This is a genomic window from Pseudomonas sp. Pseusp88 (assembly GCF_047303955.1).
GTDB lineage: Bacteria > Pseudomonadota > Gammaproteobacteria > Pseudomonadales > Pseudomonadaceae > Aquipseudomonas.
Map to the genome: position 1 here is coordinate 124639 of NZ_JBGLYM010000004.1, position 13336 is coordinate 137974.

9 protein-coding genes are annotated in these 13336 nt (G+C 57.6%); 2 read left to right on the plus strand and 7 right to left on the minus strand.

Annotation, left to right across the window (positions count from 1 at the left end):
- Positions 1-6 precede the first annotated feature (6 nt).
- Positions 7-471 (minus strand): multidrug transporter, encoded by a 465-nt coding sequence (locus ACCD02_RS07230; protein WP_413299866.1) that lies wholly within the window; start codon positions 469-471, stop codon positions 7-9.
- A 187-nt stretch (positions 472-658) separates the two neighbouring features.
- Positions 659-1081 carry a hypothetical protein gene (locus ACCD02_RS07235; RefSeq protein ID WP_413299868.1) on the minus strand — a complete coding sequence of 141 codons (423 nt, stop codon included), beginning with the start codon at positions 1079-1081 and terminating at the stop codon, positions 659-661.
- A 318-nt stretch (positions 1082-1399) separates the two neighbouring features.
- Here ACCD02_RS07235 and ACCD02_RS07240 point away from each other — a divergent pair, with 318 nt between their 5' ends.
- Together ACCD02_RS07240 and ACCD02_RS07245 are read left to right on the plus strand one after the other, a co-directional pair.
- Positions 1400-4144: an RHS repeat domain-containing protein gene (locus ACCD02_RS07240; protein WP_413299870.1), complete on the plus strand. Its 2745-nt coding sequence runs from the start codon at positions 1400-1402 to the stop codon at positions 4142-4144.
- A 133-nt stretch (positions 4145-4277) separates the two neighbouring features.
- Complete coding sequence (locus ACCD02_RS07245) at positions 4278-6908, plus strand: RHS repeat domain-containing protein (protein WP_413300264.1); 2631 nt, start codon at positions 4278-4280, stop codon at positions 6906-6908.
- Positions 6909-6997: 89 nt separating this feature from the next.
- Here the strand turns inward: ACCD02_RS07245 and ACCD02_RS07250 are convergent, their stop codons facing one another.
- The 5 genes from ACCD02_RS07250 to ACCD02_RS07270 all read right to left on the minus strand — a co-directional run bounded on the left by ACCD02_RS07250 (position 6998) and on the right by ACCD02_RS07270 (position 13335).
- Positions 6998-8449: a mannose-1-phosphate guanylyltransferase/mannose-6-phosphate isomerase gene (locus ACCD02_RS07250; RefSeq protein WP_413299872.1), complete on the minus strand. Its 1452-nt coding sequence runs from the start codon at positions 8447-8449 to the stop codon at positions 6998-7000.
- Between the two features lie 114 nt (positions 8450-8563).
- Complete coding sequence (locus ACCD02_RS07255; RefSeq protein ID WP_413299874.1) at positions 8564-9229, minus strand: alginate O-acetyltransferase AlgF; 666 nt, start codon at positions 9227-9229, stop codon at positions 8564-8566.
- Between the two features lie 13 nt (positions 9230-9242).
- Complete coding sequence (locus ACCD02_RS07260; protein ID WP_413299876.1) at positions 9243-10430, minus strand: alginate O-acetyltransferase; 1188 nt, start codon at positions 10428-10430, stop codon at positions 9243-9245.
- 10 nt (positions 10431-10440) lie between these two features.
- Positions 10441-12006, minus strand: coding sequence for an MBOAT family O-acyltransferase (locus tag ACCD02_RS07265; RefSeq protein ID WP_413299878.1), 1566 nt, complete (start codon positions 12004-12006; stop codon positions 10441-10443).
- A 204-nt stretch (positions 12007-12210) separates the two neighbouring features.
- Positions 12211-13335 (minus strand): mannuronate-specific alginate lyase, encoded by a 1125-nt coding sequence (locus ACCD02_RS07270; RefSeq protein ID WP_413299880.1) that lies wholly within the window; start codon positions 13333-13335, stop codon positions 12211-12213.
- Position 13336: the final 1 nt, after the last annotated feature.

A 13336-nucleotide genomic window follows, 5' to 3' on the forward strand; every position in this document is an offset into this window, starting at 1 on the left:
TGTTTGTCAGTCCGAGAAACTGCCTTGCAGGCGTTCGGCACGGAATTCCAGGGTCTGCGGGCGATAACCGGGGCGCAGGGTCGGCAACGGCAGACAGTCTTGCCACTGGGCATGGGCTTGTAGCTCGCCGGGACCGCTGTAGCGCGGGGTTTCGTAGCTGTTTTCCGCCAGATTCACCCGGTCGCCCGGCGCATAGGCCGCGATCTGCCAGCGCAGCGCGACCAGCGGAATGTCATTGCCGTTGTCGATCAGCACCAGCAGCGGCTTGCCTGCCGGGCATTGCTGCGGGGCGTAGTCCAGGCGCAGTTGCAGCCGGTCGAGTTGTCGAGCCTCTCGGCTGTCCTGCCAGATCACACACAAGGCCACGATCCCCAAGCCCGCCGCAGCGGCCATGGATACCGGCAAGGCCTTGGCCGGGTAGCGCAGCAACAGGACCAGCCAGGTCAGGATAAGCACCACACCGATCAGCATGGGAATGCCTCATCAAAACATAGAATGAGAGCATCCTACAGAACGCGGGGTAGGGTTTGCCAATGGGTTGTCGCGAGCCCGGACACCTGCCGAACACCAGTTGTCCTGAGTTGAGGAAAAGGTTAAGCAAAATCCGGGTTTATCCATACATGCTCTGTTGTCGCTAAAGTTCGCTCAGCGAGCGTCGTTATTGCGGCAGAATATAATCGACAGAGCGGGGGCCCTCTGCCCATTTATATTCCCATGAGTCATAAACGTAGGCACGGGCATATACGGTCCGACCAGAAGAAAAGGCAGAACCGACTTCATGTCTGTCAAATTCGAATCGGGTGGGAGTGGCAGCCTCTACCGGTTGGAGGATAGCCATGCTGGCAGCGCCATTGCCTACTTCACTTAGCACGAGCAGCGCCTGGGTATATTTGCTTTCGGGGACGCTTGAAAGCTCCAGTACAAAGGTTTTTTTCAGCGCCGTACCGTTATTCTCGGATGACCCTGCCGATTCCGTGGTCGTCACGACAAGCGGAGGATCATATTCCAGTTTTTTCCCGGAGAAGGGGAGACTCAGGGTTAGAGCGTCGTTGCCTGTTTGGTTTAACTGAAGCGCGGGCATTATGTCGTCCTCAACGAAGTGTGGAAAAGAGCCTGAGTGGCTGACCTTCTAAAGATTAGGCCCTCATATTCAGTCGACCTACTGGCATTCTTGTCAGTTTTTTAGAATGAATGGCGATGATAAATAACTTTTTGAGTGCCGATAACGTACGGTGGTGGGTCCGTTTATATAAGCCCAGACAACTTCGACCGCTATTCACCCTGGGCCAGACGATCCTTTCCGGCCATTCATCCGATGGGTGTCCATTGGGCTGTTCCGCATTTGCGTGAGTGGCTGCTGCTCCTAGGCTTTAAACAGTGACCTGGAAACGGCCTGATCATGAACACAACGTCCGCTGCGTTGCATCGACACACTCCAGTCTTGCTGGCTGTCGACCCGCGCGGTCTGCCAATCAATTCTATAGCCTTTTGCCGTGAACATGCCTCGGACGAACCTGAGGAACGGGTCAATCGCTCAGAGTTCGACGCCGCCGGGCGCCTGATTGCCCGTTGGGACCCCAGGTTGTGGGGCGATAACGCGCCTGCCAATCTCACGACCATTTACTCGCTTGGTGGTCAGGCGTTATCGAGCGACAGCGTAGATGCGGGGTGGCGTTTGTCCTTGTCCGGCGAAGGCGGGCAGGTAGTAGATGCTTGGGATGGCCGGGGCACGATCAAGCAGGTTGAGTACGACGAATTACTGCGGCCCACGGCGGTTTTTGAGGATGGCGAGCAGATTGAGCGGTTGATGTATGGCGGTGCAGATTTGACGGAGTTCAATCAAGTCGGCCAGTTGATTCAGCATGATGACTTGGCGGGTACGCGTCTTAATAACCGCTTCGCGCTGACGGGAGAAGTGATCGAACAGACGCAAGAGTTTGCCGATGATCTGGATACTACGCGCTGGCGCTTCAATGCACTGGGCGAGGCCCTCGAACAAACCGATGCGCTGGGCAATATTCAGCGTTTTGCCCATACGGTTGCCGGGCAACTGAAAGGCACTTATGTGCAACTCAAGAATCGGCCGGAACAGCAATTGGTCGGTGATATTCGCTACGATGCTCAAGGCCGGGTCGAGTTTGAAACAGCGGGCAACGGCGTGATCAGCACTGCCTTATATCGTCCGGAAGATGGCCGTCTGCGCGAACTGAAAGCCTCGCGCAATAACGTGGAATTACTGCAACACCTGATTTACGACTACGACCCGGCAGGTAATGTCACTCGCATTGAAGATCACGCCCAACCCACCCGACACTTTGCCAATCAGCGTATCGATCCGGTCTCGACCTATCAGTACGACACGCTCTACCAGCTGATCGAAGCCACAGGCCGGGAGGCGGTGAATCAAGGGCTGGAGCTGGTCAATTACACGCAGACCTATCGCTACGACTCAGGCGGCAATATGCAGCGGCTGACCCACGTTGGCGGGCAGGATCATTCACAGACCTTTGCAACATCCCGCACCAGCAATCGCACCTTGCCCGTCGTCAACGACCATGTCCCTGATGAAGAAGAAATTGCCGCGGCCTTCGACGCCAATGGCAACCTGCGGGAGCTGCAAGCCGGGCAAGCACTGACCTGGGATCGACGTAATCAGCTGCAGCAGGTCCGCCCGGTAATACGCGAATCCGGAATCGATGACAGCGAACGCTATATCTACAACGCCAGCGGTCAACGCACGCGCAAGATCCAAACCACCCTGGCGAAGGTCGTGACCCATAGCGCCGAAGTGCGTTACTTGCCGGGGCTGGAAATTCGCACCGATACGGCCACTGGTGAAGTTCTGCATGTCGTGACCGCCCAGGCCGGCCGCAGCAATGTACGAGTGCTGCACTGGCAAAGCCCGCCGCCCGGCGGTATCGGCAATGATCAGGTGCGTTATTCGCTGAATGATCATCTGGGTTCCAGCCTGTTGGAACTGGATAACGATGCACAGATCATCAGCCAGGAAGGCTACTACCCGTTTGGCGGCACGGCATGGTGGGCGACCAGAAATGCCGTCGAGGCCAGTTATAAAACCGTGCGTTATTCCGGCAAGGAGCGCGATGCAACGGGGCTGTATTACTACGGTTTGAGGTACTACGCGCCGTGGTTGCTGCGGTGGATCAATCCGGATCCGGCGGGGGCGGTGGATGGGTTGAATATGTTTTGTTTTGTTGGGAATGCACCTGTCGCCAGTGTCGATAGAGGCGGGGCTGCTGGAGATAAGGTGCTTGATAGAATAAAGGAGCAGATTGGGCAACGATATAAGACGAGTAAATTGGTGCATGGGTTGTCAAGCTTTTCTCCTGACGAGCGTGAGATGACAAAAGCAGTAATCAATACCGGATTAACTATCATGGCGAGCGCATCAGCTGCCTTGGCCGGCGACACTAGTCCTGAGACCATTCAAACTCTGGTGGATACTTTTGGCCATGATGCATTTTCCAGTCCTCGTCAGATCTCCGAGATAGTTGCAGAGCTGAGTAAGCGTTTTTCAGTAACTACAAAATTCATGGAGGGGTTGCTACACTCTGACTCAGATTTAAGACTGCATATCGTGGATTTTCAGCCGGGAGTTCATGAAGGCGTATTGGCGTTTGGGCTAAAAACCATAGAGCCTCCCAAAAATGTTTTTCATTCAGTAATGAATAGCTTAAAAGGTTCGGATAATTTTTTGTCGTCAATAGTTTTTGGGCGAAAAGGACTTATGGAAAATGACACTTTGTACAACTCATTTGTTTTGATTCATGAGGCTACTCATTTGGCCGGGCAGATTGATTCTCGAGATTTTTGGTACCTGACTGAAAATCAGTTAACAGCTGGCGTCGGGGGGCATAAATTTGATGAGTTTGTGAGTGGTATCACTCGCGAAGCAATACGTATTGTCCAGTCGGGTCCAGATACTACACGGATGTCAGATGTAACCGAGAGTTATTATCTCAAGCAGGTCGTAGAAATATCTGCTACTGACGTGGATGAGGGATTTTTATCGCTGGTATCTAACAGGATATTTCGGGATAGCCCAGAGCTTAGAACGAAAATAGGTTTGCAAAACGCAGATTCGCTTGCCTCTATCGCTTTAAGACTGTTTTTGGGGCGATAGATCTGGATCGTCCTTGGTTTTTCATAGCTCGTCATTGGCATCTATCGGGCGGCAATCCGTTGGGTTGATCGGGATTTTGCGTGACTCTTTGCTACTCCTGGACTCTAAAGCGTTACATAAGGATGGCCTGATCATGAACACAACGTCCGCTGCGTTGCATCGACACACTCCAGTCTTGCTGGCTGTCGACCCGCGCGGTCTGCCAATCAATTCATTAGCCTTCTACCGTGAACATGCCTCGGACGAACCTGAGGAACGGGTCAATCGCTCAGAGTTCGACGCCGCCGGGCGCCTGATTGCCTGTTGGGACCCCAGGTTGTGGGGCGATAACGCGCCTGCCAATCTCACGACCATTTACTCGCTTGGTGGTCAGGCGTTATCGAGCGACAGCGTAGATGCGGGGTGGCGTTTGTCCTTGTCCGGCGAAGGCGGGCAGGTAGTAGATGCTTGGGATGGCCGGGGCACGATCAAGCAGGTTGAGTACGACGAATTACTGCGGCCCACGGCGGTTTTTGAGGATGGCGAGCAGGTTGAACGGTTGCTGTATGGCGGTGCAGATTTGACGGAGTTCAATCAAGTCGGCCAGCTGATTCAGCATGATGACCCGGCGGGTACGCGTCTTAATAACCGCTTCGCGCTGACTGGGGAAGTGATCGAACAGACGCAAGAATTTGCCGATGATCTGGATACTACGCGCTGGCGCTTCAATGCACTGGGCGAGGCCCTCGAACAAACCGATGCGCTGGGCAATATTCAGCGTTTTGCCCATACGGTTGCCGGGCAACTGAAAGGCACTTATGTGCAACTCAAGAATCGGCCGGAACAGCAATTGGTCGGTGATATTCGCTACGATGCTCAAGGCCGGGTCGAGTTTGAAACAGCGGGCAACGGCGTGATCAGCACTGCCTTATATCGTCCGGAAGATGGCCGTCTGCGCGAACTGAAAGCCTCGCGCAATAACGGGGAATTACTGCAACACCTGATTTACGACTACGACCCGGCAGGTAATGTCACTCGCATTGAAGACCATGCCCAACCCACCCGACACTTTGCCAATCAGCGTATCGATCCGGTCTCGACCTATCACTACGACACGCTCTACCAGCTGATCGAAGCCACAGGCCGGGAGGCGGTGAATCAAGGGCCGGAGCTGGTCAATTTCACGCAGACCTATCGCTACGACTCAGGCGGCAATATGCGCCGGCTGACCCACGTTGGCGGGCAGGATCATTCACAGAACTTTGCAACATCCCGCACCAGCAATCGCACCTTGCCCGTCGTCAACGACCATGTCCCTGATGAAGAAGAAATTGCCGCGGCCTTCGACGCCAATGGCAACCTGCGGGAGCTGCAAGCCGGGCAGGCACTGACCTGGGATCGACGCAATCAGCTGCAGCAGGTCCGCCCGGTAATACGCGAATCCGGAATCGATGACAGCGAACGCTATATCTACAACGCCAGCGGTCAACGCACGCGCAAGATCCAAACCACCCTGGCGAAGGTCGTGACCCATAGCGCCGAAGTGCGTTACTTGCCGGGGCTGGAAATTCGCACCGATACGGCCACTGGTGAAGTTCTGCATGTCGTGACCGCCCAGGCCGGCTGCAGCAATGTACGAGTGCTGCACTGGCAAAGCCCGCCGCCCGGCGGTATCGGCAATGATCAGGTGCGTTATTCGCTGAATGATCATCTGGGTTCCAGCCTGTTGGAACTGGATAACGATGCACAGATCATCAGCCAGGAAGGCTATTACCCGTTTGGCGGCACGGCATGGTGGGCGACCAGAAATGCCGTCGAGGCCAGTTATAAAACCGTGCGTTATTCCGGCAAGGAGCGCGATGCAACGGGGCTGTATTACTACGGTTTGAGGTACTACGCGCCGTGGTTGCTGCGGTGGATCAATCCGGATCCTGCGGGGGCGGTGGATGGGTTGAATGCTTATACCTTTATTGGCAATAACCCCATATCAGCGTCGGATGGCAATGGTCTGATGGGCTGGCCTTTTAACCGGCCAACGGAGTTGTCGACAGCCGTTGATAAGCTGATTGAAATCTATAAGCGCCCGAGCGAAGGGCAGTTGCGTACTTTTAGACAGGGGGAGCGAGAGGAAATGGGGCAAATGCTCGAGGTGCTTGCGTCCCTGGAAAACGATCAACCCATACTGAATTTATATTCCGAAGGCGGCAGTGGCGTAGACGTGCAAATCAATAATTTTTTGCGCAATATCGGCCCGTCCGACACCAAGGCCTCTGCACTTGCCACTGGCTTTGCAGAGGAAGTAAAGAAATTAAGCGATTATGGGGGTGTCGCCTATCGGGCCATGACGACCACTCTTGATCTGTACGGCGCAACCATCAAGAAGGGCGACATTGTCAGCGACAGTGGTTATCTGTCTGCGAGCGTCATGCCGCATAACGTCATCCAGTGGATGGAAACATGGGTCGGGGCCAGAAAAGCACCATTGCGCAGAAATAACCTGCTGTTGGTGATCGATAAAGATATCCCCAAAAAAGTCGCAGCGACCAGTGTGGTCAAGGACCATGTATTGGTGTTGCCTAACGAACTAATGAAAGTAAAAAGTATTCACAGGGTTCTGACACCTGTGTCCGAGGCGCCTCTGACTGTGGTTGCCCTGCGTCCGGTAAATGATATGACCGGCAGGTCAGTCAAAGAAATAAAGTCGGGGAAATTGCTGTTACCAGCAAGGGGCTATAGGCCTCTGTCTCGACTGCGCAACAGAGCCTCGCGTATCTGGCGCCATTAAAAAACCCTCGCCAACCCTCTGCGGATGGGGATACGCAGAAAGTTGCCGAGGGTGACTGCCTGTGAAACCTGGAGAGTTTTTAAGCAGTGTTAACGCGCAATCGTTTGAGTCTTGACGCCCGCCTCCAGATTATTGGAGCGGCCGTAGATATCTTCAAAGCGCTCGATATCGTCCTCGCCCAGGTAGCTACCCGACTGCACTTCGATGATTTCCAACGGGATCTTGCCCGGGTTTTTCAGGCGATGGACCGAGGCGATCGGGATGTAGGTGGACTGGTTTTCCGTGAGCAGGAAGACGTTTTCGTCGCAGGTCACCTGAGCGGTGCCGGAGACGACGATCCAGTGTTCGGCGCGGTGGTGGTGCATTTGCAGCGACAGGCTGGCACCGGGCTTGACCGAGATGCGCTTGACCTGGAAGCGGCCGCCCATGTCCACCGAGTCGTAGGAACCCCACGGACGATAGACCTCGAGGTGGTTCTGGGTTTCGCTGCGGCCCTGGTCATTGAGGGTGCTGACCATCTGCTTGACGCCCTGCACCTTGTCCTTGTGGGCAATCATCATGGCATCCTTGGTTTCGACGACGACGATGTTATCGAGGCCGATCACCGAGACCAGTTTGCCGTTGCCATGGATCATGCAGTTGCGGCTGTCCTGGATCACCACGTCGCCCTTGCTGACGTTGCCGTTGCTGTCCTTCTCGTGGACGGCCCACAGCGACGCCCAGCAGCCGACGTCGTTCCAGCCGGCATCGAGTGGCACGACGCAGGCGCGCTGGGTTTTTTCCATGACCGCGTAGTCGATGGAGTTGTCCGGGCAGCAGGCGAAGGTGGCTTCATCGATATCGATGGTCTGGCCGTCGTGCTTGCTGCGCTCCAGGGTCAGGACGCAGGTGTCGTAGATATCCGGATCGTGCTTTTTCAGCTCTTCGAGGAAGCGGCTGGCGCGGAACAGGAACATGCCGCTGTTCCAGAAATAGCCGCCATCGGCGACGAATTCGGCGGCGCGTTTTTCATCGGGTTTTTCGACGAAATGCGAGACCCGGCTGACGCCTTCGGGCAGCAGCGCGTCGGCGGTGGACTTGATGTAGCCATAGCCGGTTTCCGGTTTTTTCGCCGGCACGCCGAACAGCACCATTTCACCACGCTCGGCGGCCACGGTGGCCAGGGCCAGGGCGCGTTGCAGGGCCTTTTGGTCCTCGATCACGTGGTCGGCGGGCAGCACCAGCATCAGTTCGTCGGTGCCTTCGGCGACCAGCATCATCGCGGTCAGGGCCACGGCCGGGGCGGTGTTGCGACCGAACGGCTCCATGATGACGGCGTGGGTGTCCAGATTCAGCGCTGCCAGTTGTTCGTTGACGATAAAGCGATGGTCCTTGTTGCACACCACTACCGGGTCCTGCATGCCATCGAAGACCAGACGGCTCAGCGTTTGTTGGAACAGGGTCTGGTCGCCGGTCAGGGCGAGAAACTGTTTGGGGAATTGCTTGCGCGAAAGCGGCCAGAGTCGGGAACCGCTACCACCTGACAAGATCACTGGAATCATTTTGTTTCTCCAAGAATATTCGGTTAGGGCTGTATGTCGGTTTCTGTCGTTTCTGTCTTGTTCTTGTTCCGGGTCGCCCGGCTCGCCTGTTTGCAGGCCGGGCGACGCAATTACTTAGCGGGTGGCGACAGGTGGCTTGACCCACACTGGCGACAGGCTGCTGCCGCTGCCGGTGACGTAGAGCACGGCGGCTTCACCGCGCTCCAGGGCCACGGGTTTCACGTCGCTGATTTTCTTGTCGCCGTCATACAGGGCCAGGGTGACCTTGACCGGGTTGATCTCACGCTCGCCGGTGCCTTTGGCCTTCACTGCCTCGACCACGTTGGTCTTGCCATCGGCGGTCTTCAGGGTCAGGGCCTTGTCGCTGAGGTTCTGCACGCGCACCAGGGATTTCTGCTTGTTCTTGAACGGCGGTTCTTCCACCAGTTGCGGTGCGCCGCTGGCGTTGTTGACCAGGGTGTAATAGTGGTCACTGGCCAGTTTCACCGGCAGGGTCTGGCTGCCGACCTTGGCGCTGTAGTCACCCTGGGGCATGAAGCTGAACGCAGTGCTGGCCTGAGGGGCGATTTCATTGAGCGGGGTATTGCCGACGCTGGCGTTGATCTCGCTGCCACTGGCGTTGTACACGCGGATGAAGGTCGAGCCTTTTGGCGCGGTCGGGCCGTACAGCGCGGCATCGCCGGCGGCCCAGGCGGATGTGGCGCCCAAGGTGAGGCCTACGGCCAGGGTGCAGGCGGCGAACAGGCGGTTTTTACGGGTAGGCATGGTCTGTAGGGTCATGGGATGAGTCCTCTCAGTTTTGCGCCCGATCGGGCGACTCGGATTGTTTGGCGTTAGCGGCCAGGTTTTGTTGAGGCTGTTCTTGGGGAGCGCGAGCCTTTTTCAGGTCAGCGATCCACTGCGGATCGAACTCGCCAAGGTCGTTGTGGGCGGGCAGATAGCGTTCCGGGAATTCCCAGATCAGCACTTGTGGCGCGCTGTTTTTGAACGCGTCGGTTTGCAGGTACTTGAGCATCGGCAGAATCGGCCCGTGGCCGTCTTCGGCGTAATTCACCACGTCGCTGCGCAGTGCCTGTTTCAGGGCGCCAAGGAAATTCCAGTTGGGATTGGCGCTGTAACTGGTACCGACCAGACCGACCGCAATCTCGCTATCAGCGAACAAGGCGTCGTCGCCAGCAGCTTCGGCCTGGGCCGGTTGGGTGTCGCGCTTCTGCAACAGGTCAGGCTTGGGCAGCATGTTGCTGAACAACGGGTCCAGGGGCAGGTAGTTGGTCAGGTCGCCTTTGTACGGCGCGCTGTCCTTGGCCTCGGTAACGAAGGTCTGCGGGTCGCCATTGAGCGGCGCGTGGCTGGCAATGGCGGCGCCGAGTTGCTGCGCGACCACTTCGGCACCCATGGGGGTCCAGTGGGTGTCGGTGCGCAGGAACACCTGGCCATTGTTCTTGGCCTGTTCCAACGGTTGCAGCAGGTCAGGGGCGAAGATGCCGATGCTGTTGAGCTGGGCATGGAACTGGTTGTACAGGTCGGCATGCACGGCGGTCGGCGTGACGCTGCCGATATGTTCCGGATACAGACGGGCCTTGGCCGGAACCACCGCCATCACCAGTTGCGTGCCGTGGGCCTTGAGGGTGTCACGCACGCCCTGGATGAGCGCCAGGTTGTCGGCTTCGTTCTGCTCGCTGTTGGCTACGGCGTCGAACTCTTCGTCGGTGTAGAGCCATTGGTCCTTGCCGAGCACGACGCCGGGGCGGCCTTCCTTGAATACCTTGTAGTCCAAGGCAGCCCAAAGGTTGGTGCCCAGGCGCTTGAGCGGGAACTGGTCGTCGTAGTGGGTTTCCACGGCCTTGGTCCAGTGACCATTGAGCACGGTGGTTTCCTTTGACGTCGAGAAGCCGCTGAAGCTGCGCAGCGACCACAGCCCCAGCGCCAGCAGGATGGCCAGGAACAGCGCGATGTAGAGGATGCGGAATGAGCGGGTCATGGCTGGCTCCTCAGAACTGGAAGTAAAGGAACGGCGAGAAGCTGGCCGCCGAAAGTTTCAGGATCGAGGCAACGAACATCAGCAGGATCAGGCCGCGCATCACGTAGCGCGACCAATCGGCGGTCCAGTAGGCCGGTTGCACCTGGGCTTCGGTGCCGACGATGTAGCCCGGCTGATGAATGCTGCCCGGCGCGTCGCCCGGTACGGCTTTGATCAGGCCTGGCTGGGCAGTGGCAGGGCCATCGGCTTGCACGGGCTTGTCACGATCTGTCTTCAGTGGGGCGCGGTTCTTGTAGAAGTCGCGCAGGCCGAAGAAGGCCAGGGTGATGTAGGCCACGATCAGGGTCGCGATTTGCAGGCCGGTGAGGCTGGCGCGGTTGAGGTCCGACAGCTGCCATTGCTCGAAGCTGAACATCGCGCCGTACATGCGGGCGGCGACGTGCAGGTTCTCGGCACGGAAGATGACCCAGCCCATGATTACCAGCAGGAAGGTCAAGGCCCAGCGCACCGGATTGAAGCTGCGTGGCGTGGTGTTGATCCCAAGGGCTTTCTCAATGGCCAGCCAGATCCCGTGCCAGGCACCCCAGACGATGTAGGTGATATTGGCGCCGTGCCACAGGCCGCCCAACAGCATGGTCAGGAACAGGTTGCGGTAGGTGGCGATCTTGCCGCCACGGTTGCCACCCAGGGTGATGTACAGGTAGTCACGCAGCCAGGTCGACAGGCTGATGTGCCAGCGCCGCCAGAACTCGGTGATCGACTGGCTGATGTAGGGCTGTTTGAAGTTTTCCATGAAGCGGAAACCCATCATCAGACCCAGGCCGATGGCCATGTCGCTGTAACCGGAGAAGTCGAAATACAGCTGCGCGGTGTAGGCCAGCGCGCCGAGCCAGGCATCACCGGTGGTGGGGTGCTGCAGGGCAAAGCAATGGTCGGCGACCACGGCCAGGGTGTCGGCGATGAACACCTTCTTGATGAAGCCCTGCATGAAGCGCGTGGCGCCCTCGGAGAACTTGTCCAGGGTGTGGGTGCGGTTGTTGAACTGGTCGGCCAGGTCGCGGAAACGCAGCACGGGGCCGGCGATCAGGTGCGGGAAAATCGCCACGAACGCCGCGAAGTCGATCAGGTTGCGGGTGGCCGGGGTGTCGCCGCGATACACATCGATGATGTAGCTGATGGACTCGAAGATGTAGAACGAGATACCGATGGGCAGCAGTACATGAGTCAGGATGAAAGGCGAAAGCCCCATCGACGTCATGATCGCATTGAGGCTGTCGACGCCGAAGTTGGCGTACTTGAAGTAGCCGAGGATGCACAGGTCCACGGCAACGCCCAGCAGCAGCCAGCGCTGGGCCGGTTTGGTCCGCACGCCGGCAGCACCGACGCGCAGGCCGATCCAGTAGTTCCACAACGTCACGGCGGCGAACAGCGCGAGGAAGTCCACGCGCCACCAGGCATAGAACACGTAACTGGCGATCAGCAACAGCAGGTTGCGATAGCGTGTTCCGCTCAAGTAATACAAGCCGAGGAATATCGGCAGGAACAGGAACAGGAACACATTGGATGAGAACACCATCCTGATTTTCTCCGTTTGTCCATCAGTCAAGGGCCAAAGCCCCCCCAAACCCCCCGCCTGAAACCGGGGGTGTATCGCTAATTTCTGCGTCAATTTGTGGGAGCGAATTCATTCGCGAAGAGGTCAGTGAAGACAGCTCATATGTGGCGAATGTACCGGTCCTTTCGCGGATGAATCCGCTCCCACCGGGTTTGTGTCAGTCCCTTAGGTACCGCCTTTGTCGCCCTTGTCATGACTCGGGTCGTAGACCTTGGTCACATCACCGCCCAGACGCGGGTTCTTGAACGGCTGCATCTTGTGTTTGCGGTCAAGCACATCCGGGGCACAGGTGTAGAGCGAGCAATAGGGTTCCAGCCAGGCGTATTTGTTGTCTGCCTTGAGGTCGGTCATGTCCTGGGATTCGCCACTGCGCGAGGCAATGGCGTCGGGGCTCTTGACCCCGGCCAGTACTTGGTCGCCGAGACGCTTGAGGGCGCCGTTGTTTTCCGACCGCAGATCGACACCATTGACCTGGGCGAAGCTGGCGATCATGGCCAGCGGTGCCAGGGCGTAGTTGTGATAGGCGAGGGCGCGCTGCTTGCGTTTGAGCTCGTTGGGCAGGAAGCCGTTCGGGTCAACCTGGCTGGCGGCCAGGCGGAATTCCTTCACCGACCAGTCGAACAGGTCCTTGCGATTGGTCGCTACCGATGTTGCCATCACGGCCCAGGCTGCCCAGTACGAATGGTTGTTGGTCTTGTCCAGAGGCAGATTGTCCCAGTCGCTGACCACCTGAGTGCCGAGCTTGCTGAACCAGGCTTCGATGACCTGCGCTTCCTGTTGGCGGGTGGCCAGCGGATGCGAATCGGAGAACTTCAGGCGCAGGTAAGACGAGGCCATGCTGCCCAGGGCCCATTTGCGCATGGACTTGCCGGTGTGGTTGAAGTCGGTGGACTCCAGAGCATCGGCCTTGGCCCAACTGGTCAGCAGGTTGAGCGCGCAATCCAGTTGTTCCGGACGGCCGTCGCGCATGTACTGCATGACCACCTTGCTGATATCGCGCTCAAGGGAGGTGATGCTCTTGGTGGTGTCTTTGAACGCTTGGTCGGAGGCCGCGTTGAAGGTCGAACGGGATTTGTCCGAACCTTCGTATTTGCTGCGGAACTGCAAGGCGCCGGTGTAGGGCTGCGGTACTGCATCGCAGCTGAAGTTGCCGGCCTTGTCCTTTACCTTGTCGATCGCGGCGTAGTAGCCCTGGGGCGGCACCAACGTGCCAGCGGCCTGGGTGGTACCGGCTGCGAACAGCATGGCCAGGGACAACAGGGATGGAAGCATCAGTCTTTTAGTGTGCATA

Bases quoted from the DNA above. Each gene is read 5' to 3' on its own strand.
- ACCD02_RS07250 (WP_413299872.1), bottom strand. From the start codon at position 8,449: ATGATTCCAGTGATCTTGTCAGGTGGTAGCGGTTCCCGACTCTGGCCG.
- ACCD02_RS07260 (WP_413299876.1), bottom strand. From the start codon at position 10,430: ATGACCCGCTCATTCCGCATCCTCTACATCGCGCTGTTCCTGGCCATC.
- ACCD02_RS07255 (WP_413299874.1), bottom strand. From the start codon at position 9,229: ATGACCCTACAGACCATGCCTACCCGTAAAAACCGCCTGTTCGCCGCC.
- ACCD02_RS07230 (WP_413299866.1), bottom strand. From the start codon at position 471: ATGCTGATCGGTGTGGTGCTTATCCTGACCTGGCTGGTCCTGTTGCTG.
- ACCD02_RS07270 (WP_413299880.1), bottom strand. From the start codon at position 13,335: ATGCACACTAAAAGACTGATGCTTCCATCCCTGTTGTCCCTGGCCATG.
- ACCD02_RS07240 (WP_413299870.1), top strand. From the start codon at position 1,400: ATGAACACAACGTCCGCTGCGTTGCATCGACACACTCCAGTCTTGCTG.
- ACCD02_RS07245 (WP_413300264.1), top strand. From the start codon at position 4,278: ATGAACACAACGTCCGCTGCGTTGCATCGACACACTCCAGTCTTGCTG.
- ACCD02_RS07265 (WP_413299878.1), bottom strand. From the start codon at position 12,006: ATGGTGTTCTCATCCAATGTGTTCCTGTTCCTGTTCCTGCCGATATTC.
- ACCD02_RS07235 (WP_413299868.1), bottom strand. From the start codon at position 1,081: ATGCCCGCGCTTCAGTTAAACCAAACAGGCAACGACGCTCTAACCCTG.